This window comes from Rhizobium zaerense (assembly GCF_051810725.1).
GTDB lineage: Bacteria > Pseudomonadota > Alphaproteobacteria > Rhizobiales > Rhizobiaceae > Rhizobium > Rhizobium leguminosarum_I.
In genome coordinates, this window is record NZ_CM132690.1 from 1181063 (window position 1) to 1198673 (window position 17611).

15 protein-coding genes and 1 pseudogene are annotated in these 17611 nt (G+C 61.3%); 10 read left to right on the forward strand and 6 right to left on the reverse strand.

The genetic code is table 11. The features are described 5' to 3' along the window. Position 1: 1 nt before the first annotated feature. Positions 2-790, reverse strand: a complete 789-nt coding sequence (locus ACS4RR_RS05685) for a creatininase family protein (RefSeq protein WP_017967920.1) — start codon at positions 788-790, stop codon at positions 2-4. Positions 791-875: 85 nt separating this feature from the next. Between ACS4RR_RS05685 and ACS4RR_RS05690 the strand changes: the two genes are divergently transcribed. The 3 genes from ACS4RR_RS05690 (at position 876) to ACS4RR_RS05700 (ending at position 3514) form a co-directional block, all read left to right on the forward strand. Beyond that, the gene (locus ACS4RR_RS05690) at positions 876-1388 is read left to right on the forward strand and encodes a MarR family winged helix-turn-helix transcriptional regulator (RefSeq protein ID WP_017967919.1); all 513 of its coding nucleotides are present in this window, start codon (positions 876-878) and stop codon (positions 1386-1388) included. Between the two features lie 117 nt (positions 1389-1505). After that, complete coding sequence (locus ACS4RR_RS05695) at positions 1506-2528, forward strand: LacI family DNA-binding transcriptional regulator (RefSeq protein ID WP_017967918.1); 1023 nt, start codon at positions 1506-1508, stop codon at positions 2526-2528. 29 nt (positions 2529-2557) lie between these two features. Beyond that, complete coding sequence (locus tag ACS4RR_RS05700) at positions 2558-3514, forward strand: 2-hydroxyacid dehydrogenase (RefSeq protein WP_017967917.1); 957 nt, start codon at positions 2558-2560, stop codon at positions 3512-3514. 65 nt (positions 3515-3579) lie between these two features. Here ACS4RR_RS05700 and ACS4RR_RS05705 read toward each other — a convergent pair whose 3' ends face one another. Continuing rightward, positions 3580-4359 (reverse strand): gamma-glutamyl-gamma-aminobutyrate hydrolase family protein, encoded by a 780-nt coding sequence (locus ACS4RR_RS05705; RefSeq protein WP_017967916.1) that lies wholly within the window; start codon positions 4357-4359, stop codon positions 3580-3582. A gap of 293 nt (positions 4360-4652) precedes the next feature. On the opposite strand from ACS4RR_RS05705, the gene ACS4RR_RS05710 reads away from it, so the two are divergent. Further along, positions 4653-5759 (forward strand): TRAP transporter substrate-binding protein, encoded by a 1107-nt coding sequence (locus ACS4RR_RS05710; protein WP_017967915.1) that lies wholly within the window; start codon positions 4653-4655, stop codon positions 5757-5759. Between the two features lie 79 nt (positions 5760-5838). Here the strand turns inward: ACS4RR_RS05710 and ACS4RR_RS05715 are convergent, their stop codons facing one another. Beyond that, positions 5839-7332 carry a TRAP transporter large permease gene (locus ACS4RR_RS05715; RefSeq protein WP_017967914.1) on the reverse strand — a complete coding sequence of 498 codons (1494 nt, stop codon included), beginning with the start codon at positions 7330-7332 and terminating at the stop codon, positions 5839-5841. A 21-nt stretch (positions 7333-7353) separates the two neighbouring features. After that, positions 7354-7893 carry a TRAP transporter small permease subunit gene (locus tag ACS4RR_RS05720; protein ID WP_026154543.1) on the reverse strand — a complete coding sequence of 180 codons (540 nt, stop codon included), beginning with the start codon at positions 7891-7893 and terminating at the stop codon, positions 7354-7356. A gap of 329 nt (positions 7894-8222) precedes the next feature. Between ACS4RR_RS05720 and ACS4RR_RS05725 the strand changes: the two genes are divergently transcribed. From ACS4RR_RS05725 to ACS4RR_RS05750, 6 genes and pseudogenes are all read left to right on the forward strand, one after another. Further along, positions 8223-10526 carry a putative bifunctional diguanylate cyclase/phosphodiesterase gene (locus ACS4RR_RS05725; RefSeq protein ID WP_456189810.1) on the forward strand — a complete coding sequence of 768 codons (2304 nt, stop codon included), beginning with the start codon at positions 8223-8225 and terminating at the stop codon, positions 10524-10526. Between the two features lie 145 nt (positions 10527-10671). Beyond that, positions 10672-11424, forward strand: a pseudogene (locus ACS4RR_RS05730) (N-acyl amino acid synthase FeeM domain-containing protein). A gap of 223 nt (positions 11425-11647) precedes the next feature. Further along, positions 11648-11872, forward strand: a complete 225-nt coding sequence (locus ACS4RR_RS05735; protein ID WP_003552834.1) for an aa3-type cytochrome c oxidase subunit IV — start codon at positions 11648-11650, stop codon at positions 11870-11872. A 155-nt stretch (positions 11873-12027) separates the two neighbouring features. Then, entirely contained in the window at positions 12028-13176 is a 1149-nt protein-coding gene (locus ACS4RR_RS05740; protein ID WP_162116943.1) for a Re/Si-specific NAD(P)(+) transhydrogenase subunit alpha, read from the forward strand. Continuing rightward, positions 13176-13574: a proton-translocating transhydrogenase family protein gene (locus ACS4RR_RS05745; protein ID WP_017967908.1), complete on the forward strand. Its 399-nt coding sequence runs from the start codon at positions 13176-13178 to the stop codon at positions 13572-13574. The genes ACS4RR_RS05740 and ACS4RR_RS05745 overlap by 1 nt, the downstream gene beginning before the upstream one ends. 7 nt (positions 13575-13581) lie before the next feature. After that, on the forward strand, positions 13582-14976 hold the full coding sequence (locus ACS4RR_RS05750) for an NAD(P)(+) transhydrogenase (Re/Si-specific) subunit beta (protein WP_017967907.1): 1395 nt from the start codon (positions 13582-13584) through the stop codon (positions 14974-14976). Between the two features lie 66 nt (positions 14977-15042). Here the strand turns inward: ACS4RR_RS05750 and ACS4RR_RS05755 are convergent, their stop codons facing one another. Continuing rightward, on the reverse strand, positions 15043-15525 hold the full coding sequence (locus tag ACS4RR_RS05755; protein ID WP_170257557.1) for a DUF992 domain-containing protein: 483 nt from the start codon (positions 15523-15525) through the stop codon (positions 15043-15045). A 60-nt stretch (positions 15526-15585) separates the two neighbouring features. Continuing rightward, positions 15586-17241, reverse strand: a complete 1656-nt coding sequence (locus ACS4RR_RS05760) for a sensor histidine kinase (RefSeq protein WP_170259843.1) — start codon at positions 17239-17241, stop codon at positions 15586-15588. Positions 17242-17611 lie beyond the last annotated feature (370 nt).

Genomic DNA, 17611 nt, shown 5'->3' on the forward strand with positions numbered 1-17611 from the left:
TTCACCGGAGTTGCGTGACGTCGAATGCATCGACATCGCTCAGCAATTCCACCAGCCCTTTTACCGCATGGGCAATCAGCGCCTCACCTTTCTCTGCCGTTGCGGCCGCGGCATTGCCTGCCACACCTTCGGCATTAAGGTCCGACATCTTCCAGCCGAAGGCGTGCGGCCCGTAGGCGCGCAGATGCTTGAAACGCTCGGCGAATTCCGTCTGTCGCGAGGAGAAGTCCGCCGCCTTCGCCATATCAACCTTATCGGGATGAAACGCCAGCATCACCGAGGTCTCGATTTCGCCGCCATGGATTCCGATCGCCTTTTCCTCCGGCGTGACCGCGCCATCCGGCACGCCGAAACGGGTCCAGCTCGTCGCCACCGCCAGCATGGCAAAGCGGACCCGCGCCTCGGTCGCGACGACCGATATGACCGGCGAATTGCCGCCATGGGCGTTCAGCATCACGAATTTGCGGATGCCCTGCTTCGCCAGACCTTCGGCGATGCCGAGCCAGCGGATTACAGCTTCGTCGAACGCAAGCGTCTTCGTTCCTTCAACATCCATATGCTCTATGGAATAGCCGATGGATTCGGCGGGCAGGAAGGTGACCGGCAGGCCGGCGGGCAAGGCTATCTTCAATCGCCCGGCGATGCCTTCGGCAATCAGAGTGTCGGTTTCGAAGGGCAGGTGGGGGCCGTGCTGTTCATGTGCACCGAGCGGCAACACGGCGATCGGATGACGCCCGTCAGGTGCAAAGGCCGGACTGCTGTCCTCGAAGCGCGGCGAAGGTGTCATCATCCGGTCGTTGCCTCTTGTTTATGACGAGATCCTGGGCAATGTCATATCGCAGCGGCGTCGGGGCTTAAAGATCAAAGGGATGGCTATGGGAAAGAAGCACAAGGACGGCAAAAAGAACAAGTCCAAGAAGAAGGACCAGACCGAGTATACGCTCGTCGATCTCTCCCCGGCTCTGACCCAGGCGGCGCGTTCCATGCGGACGGTGCTCTCGCGCAACCTGCTTGAAAGCGGCCTCTATGCCGGCCAGGATGGTGTCATCCTCTCGCTTGCCGAAAGTGACGGCATGACGGCAGGCGGCCTTGCCCAGAAGCTCGGCGTCAAGGCGCCGACGATGACGCGCACGATCGGCCGCATGGAGGCGCAGGGCTTTCTCGAGCGCAAGCCCGATGCCGAGGATGCACGCCTGACCAAGGTCTATCTCACCGACCTCGGCCGAGGCAGCGTGCAGGGGATCGAGATGGCGGCTTCGGCCTGCGACAGGCTGGCGACGCAAGAGTTCTCTGAGAAGGAAATCCGCAATCTGGTCCGCCTGCTGAAGGCGATCGATGCCAATCTGCAAGCCGAAGCCATTCCTGTCGAAGAACCGGACGAAGACTGAAATTTCCCCGAAAGACGAATTGCTTCCACCGATTAAATCTTTTAATTAAACATTTTAAGGGCCGCGCCGGTTTGACGGCGGGGTCTTGTCGCTTGCGTGCTGCCTGGAGGAGGACACGTGGTCCAGAAGATCAAGCTTTCGACAATCGCCGAAACGCTCGGCATTTCAACGGCGACCGTATCGCTTGCCTTACGCGACAGTCCGCTCGTTGCCGGCAATACCAGGGAGAAGATCAAGGAACAGGCGCGCGCGCTCGGCTATATCTACAATCGCCGTGCCGCCAGCCTCCGTACCTCGCGCTCCGGCATCATCGGCGTCGTCGTGCACGACATCATGAACCCCTTCTATGGCGAGATCCTGAAGGCGATCGAAAGCGAACTCGACCGCAGCCGCCACACCTTCATCCTTTCCAACCATTACGACAATGTCGAAAAGCAGCGCACATTTATCGAGACGCTGCTGCAGCTCGGCGGTGACGGCGTCATCATGTCGCCGGCGATCGGTACGCCGCCTGAGGACGTGCAGCTGGCGGAAGAGAACGGCATGCCGGCGATCCTGGTCGCCCGCTCGATGGAAGGGCAGGACCTGCCGACCTATCGCGGCGACGACAGCTACGGCATTTCGCTCGCCACCAACCACCTGATCGGCCTCGGTCATCGCTCGATCGCCATGATCGGCGGCACGGACCAGACATCCACCGGCCGCGATCGCTACCAGGGCTATGTCAATTCGCTGCGCAAGGCCGGCATCGAAGTTGATCCGAACCTGCGTATTCCCGGTCCGCGCTCGAAACAGGGCGGTTTCGAGGCTGCAGTGCATTTCCTTTCGCTACCGCAGAAGCCGACGGCAGCCGTGTGCTGGAACGATCTCGTGGCGATCGGCCTGATGAACGGCATTGCGCGCGCCGGCCTCGTGCCGGGAGGCGATATTTCCGTCACCGGCTACGACGATCTCGAGGAGGCCTCGATCGCTACGCCGGCGCTGACGACTGTCTGGAACGGTCAGGCCGAGGTCGGGCGCCTGGCAGCCCGGGCGCTGCTCGATCGCCTTGCCGGCAGCCATGAGCCTGACGGCATGCATCTGATCAAGCCGGAAATGCGCATCCGCCAGTCCACCAGTCCCCATCGGCCCCGCGCCTGAATCAAGACCGCCATCCAAGAGGAAAAGCCATGTCCCGCATCGCCATTCTCGTTCCTGGGAAGATACACGAGCGTGTTCTCGAAAGGTTGAAGGATCGTTTTGAGATTATTGCGGTCGCACGCGAGGAGAAGCTTGCGCTGGACAGCGAGACCGCCGGCCGTATCCGCGGCGTCGCCGTTTCCGGTTCCTTCCCGGGCGCCTGGATGGAGCAACTGCCGCATGCTGAAGTGATCGCCAATTTCGGGGTCGGTTATGACGGCATCGATGTGAAACACGCCGCAGAGAAAGGCATCGTCGTCACCAATACGCCTGATGTGCTGAATGACGAGGTCGCCGATACGGCGATCGGCCTGCTGCTGAACACGGTTCGCGAATTGCCGCGGGCCGAAGCTTGGCTGCGTGCGGGCAACTGGAAGCCGGGCACGGCCTATCCGCTGTCGCGCTTCTCGCTCAAGGGCCGCCATGTCGGGCTTTATGGCCTTGGCCGCATCGGGCTCGAAATCGCCAAGCGGCTGGAGCCGTTCAAGGTGAAGATCAGTTATCACACGCGTTCACGCCATGCCGATGTATCCTACGATTATCACTCGACGTTGAAGGGGCTGGCGGAAGCGGTGGATACGCTGATCGCCATCGTTCCGAAGACGGCGCAGACGCACAAGACGATCGATGCCGATATTCTGGCAGCACTCGGCCCTGACGGCATCCTCGTCAATGTCGGCCGCGGCTGGACGGTGGACGAGGAGGCGCTGAGTGCCGCGCTTGCTTCCGGCGCGCTCGGTGCTGCCGGTCTGGACGTCTTCTATGAAGAGCCCACGGTGCCGGCCGACCTGTTTGAGCCGGCCAATGCCGTACTGCTGCCGCACGTCGCCTCCGCGTCCGTGCCGACACGCAATGCGATGGCCGATCTCGTCGCCGACAATCTCATCGCCTGGTTCGAGAAGGGTGCGGCTTTGACACCGGTGCCAGAGACACCGCAGAAGGCTTAAGCGGGTTGGCTAGGCGGACGGTAGTTACCGAGTAACAGGCATAGCGCTTCGCGGGCGCCGCGCCGTCATGCGATCGCCTGTGCTGACATGAACGGTAGCTTGGCCGCGGCATAGCTGCGGACGGCGTCGCCGAAAGCGGCGAACAACTGGTTCGAAGACTTGTCGGTTTCAGCCCAATATTCCGGATGCCATTGCACGCCGACGGCAAAGGCCTTGGCGTCGATGACGGAAACGGCCTCCACCGTGCCATCCTCGGCGATCGCTTCCACCTGCAGGCCCGGGGCGGTCCTGGCGATTGCCTGGCGATGCAGTGAATTCACGCGGATCTCGCCCGGGCCGAGAATGCCTGCGATGCAGGAGCCTTCCTTGACATGGACGGTCTGGCGAATGGCGTACATGCCGTCCCGGTCGACACCTTCCGGTCGGCGATGGTCCCAGTTGCCGGGCTGTTCCTGGATCTCGCTTGCCAGCGAGCCGCCGAGGGCGACATTCAGCTCCTGGATGCCGCGGCAGATGGCGAGCAGCGGGATGGCGCGGTCGATGGCGCGGCGGATGAGCGGCAGGCTGGTGGCGTCGCGGGCGGGATCGAATGGGCCGTCCTTGTCATTCGCCTCGGCACCGTAGTGCGAGGGATGCACGTTGCTGGCCGAACCGGAAACCAGAAGGCCGTCGACGCGGTCGAGAATCGCGTCGGTATCGTAGCCCTCCTCGAAAGCGGGGATCATGAAGGCCATGACACCGGATGCGTTCAATGCGGCGCGCAGATATTGATGCTGTACGGCATGCCAGGTCGCGCCGTCGAAGCTGCGGATATCGGCAGGAATGGCAACGATCGGTTTCGTCATATCAGCCCCGGTCAAAATCTTTCTTCTCGTCGTTTCTTCCGCCTGAACGGCCGCCAAGTCAACGCTTGGCTGTATCAGGCGGCCAAATTGCGACGGAAGAGGCACCCCGCCTTTGCGGTTTACCGCTAAGCCGCTGATTCTGATGGATACGTGCACGTTGCCTTATTGCCGTCTTGATGCCAAAGGCTAATAGACTAAAGCTTGAACCGCGGCTGGCGCCATGCTTAGCTTTGCCCTTGCTGCGGGTAGGGGTGAGATTGGCCGCGCAGTGTCATCTATTTGGGAGGTTTTTGATGGATCGTCGTTCGTTTTTCAAGAAGGCGGGAACCGCCAGCGCCGGTGCGGTCGCCGCAACGGCATTGGCAGCGCCTGCGATCGCGCAAGAGAATCCGAAGATCGCGTGGCGCATGACGTCGTCGTTTCCGAAGAGCTTGGATACGATCTATGGCGGCGCCGAGGATATTGCCAAGCATGTTGCCGCCGCGACAGACGGCAATTTCACGATCCAGCCCTTCGCTGCCGGTGAAATCGTCCCCGGCCTGCAGGCCGTCGATGCCGTCGCCGCCGGTACGGTCGAAGCAGCCCACACCACCTCCTATTATTTCGTCGGCAAGGACCCGACCTATGCCATCGGAACGGCCATTCCGTTCGGGCTGAACAGCCGCCTGACCAATGCCTGGTACTATGAAGGCAACGGCAATAAGCTGATGAACGAGTTTTATGCCACACAGGGCATGTATGCGCTGCCGGCCGGCAACACCGGTGCGCAGATGGGCGGCTGGTTCCGCAAGGAAATCAACACGCTCGATGACCTCAAGGGCGTCAAGATGCGCATTGCCGGCCTCGCCGGCCGCGTCATGGAGAAGGTCGGCGTCATCCCGCAGCAGATCGCCGGCGGAGACATCTATCCGGCGCTGGAAAAAGGCACGATCGATGCGGCGGAATTCGTCGGTCCCTATGACGACCTGAAGCTCGGCTTCCACAAGGTGGCGAAGTACTACTATTATCCGGGCTGGTGGGAAGGTGGCCCGACGGTGCATGGGTTCTTCAATCTCGAAAAGTGGAGCAGCCTGCCCAAGCATTATCAGGCAGCGCTGACTGACGCCTGCGCTTTCGCCAACACCAACATGCTGGCGAAGTACGACACGAAGAACCCGACCGCGCTGAAGCAACTCGTCGCGGAAGGCGCGACGTTGCGCCCGTTCAGCCAGGAGATCATGGAAGCCTGCTTCCAGGCGGCGACGGGCATCTATAGCGAAATCTCGGGCACGAACCAGTATTTCAAGAAGATCTACGACGACCAGGCCGCCTTCAAACGGGACGCCTATCTCTGGATGCAGCTTTCGGAATACACCTTCGATACGTTCATGATGATCCAGCAGCGGGCCGGAAAGCTTTAAGGCTTTCCGCCGTTGACGCTTTAGACGCGTGTAATACCAAAACCCCGGATTTCCGTCCGGGGTTTTGCTTTTTGCTGGACTATTTGGCGGGTGGCGGCGGTGCTCCCGGCAGGCCGTTCAGGGGCGGCAGGGTCAGGCCGGGGATCTGCGGCGAGCCATTGCCGCCGCCGCCCATCGGCGGCAGGCCGAGCTGGCCGCCGAAGCCCGGGATTTCGATCTTGATCGAGTTCGGGTCGACCTTCGGGCCGTGATCCAGCCAATAGGTTACCGATTGCGGCCAGAAGATCACGATCGCCACCAGGATCAGCTGCATACCGACCCAGGGGAGCGCGCCCATGTAGATGTCCGAGGTCTTGACGTCCTTGCTGGCGATCGAACGCAGGTAGAAGAGCGCGAAGCCGAAAGGCGGGTGCATGAAGCTCGTCTGCATGTTGACGCAGATCAGCACGCCGAACCAGATCAGGTCGATGCCGAGACTGGAGGCGACGGGAGCGAGCATCGGGATGACGATGAAGGCGATCTCGAAGAAATCGAGGAAGAAGGCGAGCACGAAGATGAAGATGTTGACGAAGATCAGGAAGCCGACCGGGCCACCTGGTATGCCCGTCAGCATGTGCTCGATCCAGCGCGAGCCGTCCATGCCCTGGAAGACCAGGCTGAAACAGGTGGAGCCGATCAGGATCATCACCACCATGGATGTGATGTGCGTGGTCGATGCCATGGCTTCACGGATCAGCGGCCAGGTGAGGCGACGGTTCATGGCGGCGAGCAGCATGGCGCCGACGACGCCGAGCGCTCCTGCCTCCGTCGGTGTCGCAAGGCCCATGAAGATCGTGCCGAGCACGAGGAAGATCAGCACGATCGAAGGCACCATGCCCATCAGCACCTTGACGAGCAGCGCCCAATTGAAATCGCCGCGCACCTCCTTCGGCAGCGGCGGCATCGATTTCGGCCGGACGATCGACATCACCAGGATGAAGAGCACGAAGATCGCCACCTGCAGGATCGAAGGGCCGATCGCGCCGAGATACATGTCACCGACCGACCTGCCGAGCTGATCGGCAAGAACGACGAGCACGAGCGAGGGCGGGATGACTTGGGTGATCGTGCCCGACGCGGCGATGACGCCGGTGGCAAGGCGCGGATTATAGCCATAGCGCAGCATGATCGGCAGCGAGATCACCCCCATGGTGATGACGGAGGCGGCCACCGTGCCGGTGATCGCGCCGAGCACGGCGCCGACGAGGATGACGGCATAGGCAAGGCCGCCGGGTATGCCGCCGAAAAGCTTACCGGTGCCTTCGAGCAGGTCTTCGGCCAGCCCGCAGCGCTCCAGCACCGCACCCATGAAGGTGAAGAAGGGAATGGCGAGCAGGAGGTCGTTGGAAAGAATGCCGAAGAAGCGCAGCGGCAGAGCCTGCAGGAAGACCTCGCCGAAATGGCCGGTGGCGATGCCGATGATGGCGAAAAACAGGCCGACGGCGGCGAGCGAAAAGGCGACCGGAAAGCCGTAGAGCATGAAGATGACCATGCCGAGGAACATGGCCGGCGGGATGATGCCGAAATCAAACAAATCCGTGTCTCCCAGCCCGCCTTACTGCAGCGGCTTTTCGTATTTCGTGTCGATGCTGATATGGCCGGCAAGCGCTGCGATCCGCTTGACCAGTTCCGAGAGGCCTTGAAGGGAGAGCAACGCGAAGCCGGCGACGAGGATGAGCTTGACGGGCCAGCGGATCAGCCCACCAGCATTGCCCGATATTTCCCCCTGGTGGAAGGAGAGCGCGAAGAAGGGCCAGCACAGCCAGGTGAGATAGACGCATGCGGGAAGCAGGAAGAGGATGAGGCCGACGATGTCGATCCAGATCTTCGCCTTATCGGAAACCGAACCATAGATCAGGTCGACGCGGACATGCTCGTTGTTGCGCAGCGCATGCGAGGCGCCGAGCATGACGACGAAGGCGAAGAGATACCACTGGATCTCCAGCCAGCCGTTCGAACTGTAGTTGAAGGCATAGCGGACGATGGCGTTTCCGGCGCTGATCAGACAGCAGAACAGCACCATATATTCGGCAAGTTTGCCCATGAACTGACTGATCGAGTCGATCAGCCGACTGGCGGCCAGAAGTACCGACATTCGCCTCCCCTTGTTCTTGTCCTGCCGGTTTTTCGGCAGTTTTTCCCTCTTGCAATCGATGTAGACCACGGCCTTTGAAATTGGAAGGATAAATGCCTCGTGTTGGAGTATAGTCTTAGACGCATCGGCCGGTCCGTAGAGCCGTCAACTGTTTCAACAACCGAAGCGTGGATAAATTATTTCAATAATCTCGCCGGTAGGCTGCATTAACGCGCATAGGCTGTGCGGTTCACGCTGTGGTTTTAGAAAATTTGACCAAATGTTTGATTCCATTGAAATCAATTTTTAAAGGGTTGGGCTTAGAATTCCCGCGCACAGGGAAAGTGTGGATGAAGCCAGATAACCCGAACAGGGTCCCTATTGATGTGTATCTGTCGTTTGTGAGTTCCCTTTCCGGGAACCGCATGACGCTGCTTGTTGGCGTGATCGTCCATGTCGCGACGTGCATTGCAGTGGCTGCCAAGACGCAGTACTCCATCTACATCCTGCTGTCGGTCGCCTTCCTTCTGGTCTTCGGCGCTCGCATGGTCATCTTCCGGCAGTTCGATCGCGTCGACAAGCAGAGCCTGTCGCACGCCGGAATTGAGCGTTGGGAGCGGATTCTCGTTGCCAGTGGAGCATGCACCACCGCGCTCCTCGGCATCGCCAGCGGCTACGCCATCTTCGTCGTCCACGATTCCTTTGCGGAGCTTGCCTGCATTTCCGTCACCATGGCGACCATGGTTTCCGTCGTTGGCCGCAACTACGGCTCGCGCTTCGCAGTCGACCTCCAGACCTTCTTCTGCTGCCTGCCGATGATCGTCTGCAGCCTGCTGGCGATGGACTTCTATCGCGGCGTGCTGTCGATCTTCCTCATTCCTTTCTGGCTGACGACGCGGGCCATGGCCAATGGCGTGCGCGAGTTCCTCTATGAGAACGTCATCGCACGCCGGGAAATCACCATCATCGCCGACCGCTTCGATACGGCGCTCAACAACATGCCGCACGGCCTGGTCATGGTCGATGCCGAGAACCGCATCCAGGTGGTCAACCGCAAGGCCTGCGAACTTCTGAAGATCGGCGCGCCAGAGCGGCTGAAGGATCGGGACCTCGGCGCCGTGCTGCGCTATGGCGCGCGCTACAGCTTCATGGACGCCTCGCAGCCGGAGCTCATTCTGCGCCAGCTCACCCAAGTGGCAGAGGGTAATCTGTCGCGCACGCTCATTCATTTTCCCGAGGGCCTGTCGCTCGAATTCTCCGCCAGCCGAAGGGCCGACGGCGGCGCTGTGCTGATCTTCGAGGACGTGTCGAGCCGGGTGAAGGCAGAGCAGAAGATCATGCACATGGTCCGCTTCGATGCGCTGACCGGCCTGCCGAACCGCCAATATTTCGGGCAGCTGGTGCATGAGTATCTCGCCAAACATCAAAGGAAGTCCGGGCCGCTCGGCTTCATGGTTCTCGATATCGACGAATTCAAACATGTCAACGACATGCGCGGCCACGTTACGGGCGACCACCTGCTCTGCGCCATCGCCGCCCGCATCAAGCAGGCCTCCGGCAACGCCATCCTCGGCCGGTTGATGGGAGACCAGTTCATCCTGTTCTTCCCACATGCGAAGGAGCAGGGTTCGCTCGACGTCGAAATCCGCCGCGTGCACGCTGCAATCCAGGGCAATTACGCGGTCGACGAACTGACGTTCCTCGTTTCGCTCAGCGCCGGTTACGCGATTCTCGAAAGTACCGCGTTTGCGATGGATGAATGGAGCGTCAAAGCGGATCTGGCGCTGTTCGAAAGCAAGTCGCGCTTCAAGGGCGGCATATCAGGCTTCGAGCGGGAGATGGATGGCCGCTATATCGAGCAGCAGAGGCTGAAGGCGGATCTGCGCGAGGCGGTTTCGGCGCAAGCGCTGCATCTCGCCTTCCAGCCGATGTTCCGGGCCGACGGCTCGCGGATCGAGTGCGCCGAGGCCTTGGCGCGCTGGGTGCATCCGGAGAGGGGCTCGATCCCGCCCGACGTCTTCATCCGGCTCGCCGAGGATATGGGCATCATCTCCGACATTACCCGTTTCGTCCTGTTCAAGGCGTGCAGCGAATGCATGAACTGGCCGGAGCATATCGCCGTCTCGGTCAACCTCTCGGCGCGGGACCTGCGCGATGCCGATATTCTCTTTGTGGTCGCCGAAGCGCTTGCCCATTCCGGCCTCGACGCGGCGCGGCTGCATCTTGAAGTCACCGAGAGCTGCCTGATCGACGAGCCGGCGGCCGTGCGCGCCATCCTGGCGGAGCTCAGATCCCGGGGCATCACCATCGCCATCGACGATTTCGGCACCGGCTTCTCCAGCCTCAGCTATCTCGACACGCTGCCGCTCGATATCGTCAAGATCGACCGCTCCTTCGTGCGCAACATCGTCGAGGATGGGCGCCGCCTCAAGCTCTTGCGCGGCACGGTCAATCTCGCCCGCGAACTGGGCCTGAAGATCGTCATCGAGGGTGTGGAGACCGAGGAACAGCTGACGCTGCTCAACAAGCACCGTAGTGCCGATCTGGTGCAGGGTTACGTTTTCTCGCAGCCGGTCCCTTCCCAGAATATCAGGCTGCTGCAAGAGGGCATCGGCCGCCGCACCGTCCAGCGCCGCCGCAACAAGGTCGCTTGAGCCGCCTGCAAGTGACTGGTTATCCAACCGAAAATCTTGCGCCCTGTTAACCTTAATAGTTTAAATTCAACGGAAACTCGTAGATTTTCTTGCCTATGTGTCGCTGGCATATGATTAATGATCCGTTAACGAGCGGATCGAGAGAATGTCAGACACACTTTTTACGCGTGGCGATTTCAGCAGGAAAATACTGGAAATTCTGGATCACGTCGAATATCGCCGTGTCGAAAGCGGTGAAGACATGGAGGAAGTGGAGCGGCTGCGCTACAAGGCCTACAAGGCCCGTGACGCGCTGTCGCTTGCCCCGGAAGGCCTATTGGACGATGTCGATTTCGACAGCCATGCCTATATCTTCGGCCTCTACTATTATGGCGAACTGGTCAGTACGATCTGAATTCACTATGTGACGCCGGAGCATCGTATCAGCCGGTCCGGAGAAGCCTTTCCCGAGGCGATGGATGAGCTTTTGGACGCCGGGCTAACCTTGATCGACCCGGCGCGGTTCGCGGCCGATCCGGAGTTCACCGCCGAGATGCCATGGGTTCCCTATCTGACGTTGAGACCCGCCATCGTTGCGGCAGCGCATTTCCGGGCGGACCGCGTTATTCAGTCCGTCCGGCCCCCGCATGCCGCCTTCTACAAGCGGGTCTTCTATGCCGATACCATCGTGCCCGGCCGACTGGCGGAGAGTTACGGGGTCGACGTGACGCTGATGGCGACGAATGTGATCGAGGTCGGGCGCAAGCTGTTGACGCGCTATCCCTTTTTCATCTCCAGCGCCAGCGAGCAGCGCATGATGTTTTCACGCAATCCCAACGATACGCTGCCGCCGCTCACCATCATTCCGACGGCGCGTTTCGTGCCGCCAGGCGAACTCGGCACCGATCTGCCGCTGTGATCTGCCTTGCCCCGAGGGGGAGACGACGTAGCGACGGAAGCAGGCAAAATCAGCCGTCCTTCAGGGCCCGTTCCGGGGCTTTGAGGTGACGGTTGCCACGTGCGCCTGCGGCATTCTCATGCATTGCGCTTTCGCCTGTCATTGTGTAATCCCTGCAGGCAGGGATTTCCCTCGCCTAGAGGGAAATTAGGCAGCGCAGAGGCATATCAGGGAGACGATATTTATGGCCGAACATCATACCGGACCGGTCGAGACCGGCGCGCCAATGGATTACAAAGAACATGAAAAGACCTACGACATGTTCATCGCCAGCGCGAAATACGGCTCGATGCTCCTCATCGTCCTCCTGCTTGCGATGACCGCCGGTTTCTTCGGCGGCGCCGGCCTTCTCGGTGGCCTCTTCGTCTTCATCATTCTTCTCGCCGCCGGCATCTTCCTGTTCCGCTGATCGCGTAGAATCAGAGGGTCAGAGCGTTCTTTGTGCGTCCGAAAGGACGCACGGCGCTCTGAGGGGAGGAGAGCTTCTCCGAAGCTTTGTGAATGAGGTGCTTGGCCCGCGCAGGTGAGCCTGTGGCGGTCTGGCTGACCCGGAGGAGGGGGCAGTTGGGCAATATCGTTTTCGTTGCAAGGGAAATCACGGGCGAGGAGACGCGTGTCGCCGCCTCCGCCGAGACCGTGAAGAAGATGAAGAACTTCGGCTTCGACGTCGTCGTCGAAGCCGGTGCCGGTGCGGCTTCGCGCATTCCAGACGGGGAGTTCGAGGCCGCGGGCGCCAGGATCGGCAGTTTTGCGGATGCAGCCTCCGCCGATGTGGTGTTGAAGGTGCGCCGGCCCAACGGATCGGAAATCTCCGGCTATAAAAGCGGCGCTGTGATCATCGCCATCATGGATCCCTACGGCAATGACGAAGCGATCGCGGCACTGGCAAGTGCCGGGCTTTCGGCCTTCGCGATGGAACTGATGCCGCGCATTACCCGCGCCCAGTCCATGGACGTGCTGTCGTCCCAGGCCAATCTCGCCGGTTACCAGGCCGTCATCGAGGCTGCAGCGGTCTATGACCGCGCCATGCCGATGATGATGACGGCGGCTGGTACCGTGCCGGCCGCCAAGGTCTTCGTCATGGGCGCCGGCGTCGCAGGTCTTCAGGCGATTGCGACCGCACGGCGTCTCGGCGCGGCGGTCTCGGCCACCGATGTTCGCCCCGCGGCCAAGGAGCAGATCGCCTCGCTCGGCGCCAAGTTCATCGCCATCGAGGACGAGGAGTTCAAGGCGGCGGAAACGACCGGCGGTTATGCCAAGGAAATGTCCGCCGACTATCAGGCGAAACAGGCGGCTCTAGTTGCCGAACACATAGCCAAGCAGGATATCGTCATCACCACCGCGCTGATCCCCGGTCGTGCGGCGCCGCGGCTCGTTTCGCAGGCCATGCTCGCCTCGATGAAATCAGGGGCGGTCGCCGTCGATCTCGCAGTCGAACGCGGCGGCAATATCGAGGGCGTCGTCCCCGGCGAGATCGCCGATGTCGAAGGCGTCAGGGTCATCGGTTTCGCCAACATGCCGGGCCGGGTTGCGGCCAGCGCCTCGGCGCTCTACGCCAAGAACCTCGTCACCTTCCTCGAAACCATGGTCAACAAGGAAACCCGGAGCGTCGTCGTCAATCTCGACGACGAGCTCGTCAAGGCGACGATGCTGACCTATGCCGGCGACGTCGTTCATCCCGCCTTCGGCGGCGCGAAGAAGGGAGACCTCTGATGGCCAGTGAAGCAATGGACAAAGCGCTGGAGCAGCTCGATCAGGCGGTGACCGCCGTGATCACGGCGGCGGCCCAGGCGCCGGAAGCGGCAAGCGCTGCGACCGGCGGGGCGATCGATCCCTTCGTTTTCCAGCTTGCCATCTTCGTATTGTCGATCTTCGTCGGCTATTACGTCGTGTGGTCGGTGACGCCGGCGCTGCATACGCCGCTGATGGCCGTCACCAATGCGATCTCCTCCGTCATCGTCGTCGGCGCGCTTCTGGCGGTCGGCATTTCGACCAGCGGGCTTGCGACCGGCTTCGGTTTCGTCGCCCTCGTACTCGTGTCGGTGAACATCTTCGGCGGTTTCCTCGTCACGCAGCGGATGCTTTCGATGTACCGCAAGAAGGACCGGTGAAGGACTGATGACCAATATCGCAGCCTTCCTCTACCTCGTCTCCGGCGTGCTCTTCATCCTGGCGCTGCGCGGCCTGTCGCATCCAGCCACCAGCCGCAAGGGCAATCTCTACGGCATGATCGGCATGGGGATCGCGATCCTGACGACGCTGGTGCTGGCGACCCCGAATTTCGGCGGCTTCGTGCTGATCGTCCTTGGCCTTGCCATCGGCGGCAGCGTCGGCGCCTATGTCGCCCGCACCATCCCCATGACCTCGATGCCGCAGCTCGTCGCCGGTTTCCATTCGCTGGTCGGCCTTGCCGCCGTGTTGGTCGCGGCTTCCGCGCTCTATACGCCTGCCTCCTTCGGCATTGGCGAGATCGGCCATATTCACACCGAGGCGCGCATCGAGATGGCGCTCGGCGTGGCGATCGGAGCGCTGACCTTCACCGGTTCGATCATCGCCTTCCTAAAGCTCGACGGACGCATGTCCGGCAAGCCGATCCTGCTGCCTTACCGGCATATGATCAATGCGAGCCTGCTGGTGCTGATCGTGCTCTTCATCATCGGGCTTGCCGCCACCGAAAGCCATTTCGACTTCTGGGCCGTTGTGGCCTTGTCGCTGGCGCTCGGCGTTCTGCTGATCGTGCCGATCGGCGGGGCCGATATGCCCGTCGTCGTCTCGATGCTGAACTCCTATTCAGGCTGGGCCGCGGCCGGCATCGGCTTCACGCTCGGCAATCTGGCGCTGATCATCACCGGCGCGCTCGTCGGCTCCTCCGGCGCGATCCTTTCCTACATCATGTGCAAGGGCATGAACCGTTCCTTCGTCTCCGTCATCCTCGGCGGTTTCGGCGGTGAGACGGCGTCCGGCGGACCCGACACATCGGACAGGACGGTCAAGCTCGGCTCGGCCGAGGATGCGGCTTATCTGATGGCCAACGCATCGAAGGTCATCATCGTGCCGGGATACGGCATGGCGGTCGCCCAGGCCCAGCATGCGCTGCGCGAACTTGCCGACAATCTGAAGAAGAACGGCGTCGAGGTGAAATATGCGATCCATCCGGTCGCAGGCCGGATGCCCGGCCACATGAACGTGTTGCTCGCCGAAGCGAATGTTCCCTATGACGAGGTTTTCGAGCTCGAGGATATCAACTCGGAATTCGCCCAGGCCGACGTTGCCTATGTCATCGGCGCCAATGACGTCACCAATCCGGCGGCGCGCGACGACAAGACCTCGCCGATCTACGGCATGCCGATCCTCGACGTCGACCGGGCAAAGACCTGCCTCTTCGTCAAGCGCTCGCTCGGTTCCGGTTATGCCGGCATCGACAATACGCTGTTCTACAAGGATGGTACGATGATGCTGCTCGGTGATGCGAAGAAGATGACCGAGGATATCAACAAGGCGCTCGCGCATTGATCGACGCAGAAACAGCCGCCCTTTGGGTGGCTGTTTGATTCATGCTTGGCTGGCCGGCCGCTTTCATCAGGTCTCGCCGGGCACGAGTGTCATCTTCTCGACGCCGATCGCCAGGTTCAGACCTTCCTGAGCCTGGACGTTCAACGGCTGCAGCATGAAGGCCCTGTCGGTGCCGCCGGCGATGACCTTGGCGCCGGCGCCTGCACCGATGCTTGCGTCGGCGCCGATCCCGTAATATTCGCCGGCAAGGGCGAATTGCGGAATATCCGTGCCGGTCTTTGCCAGCACCTGCCAGATCATGACGCTCTTGCCGGTCTGGCCGATATCGAGGCCGAATTTCTCGATTTTGCCGGCATAGACCGCCTTGGCGCCGCCGGCCGCCGGCGTATAGGTGCAGATGAGGTTCTTCTGCGAGGTGACGATCAGACCCTGGCCGCCATCGGATCCGCAGACAAGACGGCCAAGCGTGACATAGTTTTCCGCGCCCGCCGGGCTCGCCCAGGCAGCGGCCGTCAATGCCGCGGCGGCGATCATCGTTTGCTTGAACATGGTCTTTCTCCTTTGGAACGACCTGTCCGAAACGGGTGGAGGTAGCGATTGTTCCGGGACTTATTCCCGCTCCAGCGTGGCGCGCTGCGCCGTCAGCACCCATAATAGGCCCTCGGGCCGGAAGTCGATCTCAACCGTGCCGCGAAAGGCGGAGGCGGCATGGGCTTTGATAACGGTGGTGCCGAAGCCCGAGCGCGATGGCTGCTCGGTGACCGGTGGGCCGCCGCGCTCTTCCCAGGTGAAGCGGAGCAGGGCCTCCGGCTTGTCTTCCTCCTTGACATCGCGCCATTCGAAACGGACACGGCCTTGCGGTACGGAGAGCGCACCGTACTTCACCGAATTGGTGGCGAGTTCATGCAAGGCGAGACCGAGATTCTGCACGGCATCCGGTTTCAGCACGAAGTCTTCGCCGCTGATGTCGATCTGCTCGCGCGATTGCGGGAAGGCGTGCAAATGGATGTCGACGACCCGCCGCAGTGAGACGCCTCCCCATTGTTCGCTGGTCAGCAGCTCGATCGACCGAACCAACCCTTCGAGGCGGTCGGCGACGGCGGCGCGGAAGGTCTCGACGCTGTCGGACTGCTTGGCGAGCTGGCGCATCATTGCCTGGGCAAGTGTCAGAAGATTCTTGGTGCGGTGGACGAGCTCGTGCATGACGAAACGCAGCCGGTCTTCAGTCTGGCTACGGTCGAAAGAGGCATTCGAAAGGGCAATCGCCACTTGGTTCGCCTCGATGACGCTGGTCTCGACAGGCGAGACGATATGGCCTTCACCCATGCGGTTCGCCATGTCGGCGATATCGCGGATGGTAGTGCGCACCTGCCGTGCGACGGCATAGGCAGCCAGGACGGCGACAAGCACCAGTGCCACGCCACCGATGATGAGGAAACGCCAGGTGCTGAGGATCGACGCCTGGGCGATCGGTCCCCAGATCACCGTCTTCCACGACCAACCGGGAATTTGGGCATAACCGAGCAGCATGTGCGGCAGGATCTTCTCGTCTTGGAAGACGCCGCGGGGCGCGGTGAGCGCCGGCAGAATGCGTGGATCGAAGGGCGTGCCGGATTCGAGATTGGCAGGGCCGGTGGCTGCAACGACGTGGCCGCTCTCATCGATGACGGCCGCCGACCAGCCGGGCGCAAGGCCTTCGGTGGTCACGAGTTTGCCCAGATCTTTGGCGTCCTGCGTGATGATGAGGGCCGCAACCGGATCATTCTTACGTGGCAGGGTGACGTTGTAGACCCATTCGCCGCTGGTCCGGCCGCGAAAGACGTCTGATGCCTCGATGCGACCGGAAGCCATGGCCGCTTCGAGGGCTGTCATATTCGCCGTCTTGCCGAGCGGCGTGCCGAACGCCTGGCGCGTGTTCAGTAGTTGCTGGCCGGTGCGGTCGACGGCGATGACGAAAAGCGTGTTGTCTCTAAGGGCTGTTTCGGTGCGCTCGTGGAAGGAGGCGAGATTGCCGTTTTCAAGCTCCGGCGAACTCGAAAGCAGCCGCAGGGTCGTTGCCATGTCCTGAAGCTGCCGGTCGATGATGCGCGAAAGGGCAAGCGCATCCTGGGCCGTCTCGCGCTTCAGCGTCGAACGCTGGTTATCCTCCAGCTGCAGCAGAAGCAGCGCCACGAAGGCGAAGATCGGCACTGCGATCGCCACCGCCATGGCGACGAGGTAGGTTCCGATCGAGGCTTTCGGAAAGAACAGCGCGACGATCTTCATCTGCCGCAATTCAAAATGTCGCAATGTCCTTTGCGCGTCTGAAAAGACACGCAGCGCTGTAATGCGCGTGGCCCGCAACGTTTTTCGCTTGCGGCCAGGACAGCAAAGATCCACATCTCTCGCAAACCGCCCCCAACACGTGTTCAAACGTCCGATAGCGGGCTATCGAAGCAGGTCCATGTTAGGGGGAGCAAGAGCAGGTTGCAACATACTATGACCGGCCATCGACGACGACAGACGCTTTTTCGGCTTCTCTTGGCAAGGCGGTGCGACTGACTTTGCGCCACGTCGCTTCCACCGCCTGGCGTGGCACAATATCACCTCGATGATATCCAAAGCCGGAAGATCTGCTTGAATCATCAGGGCCTTT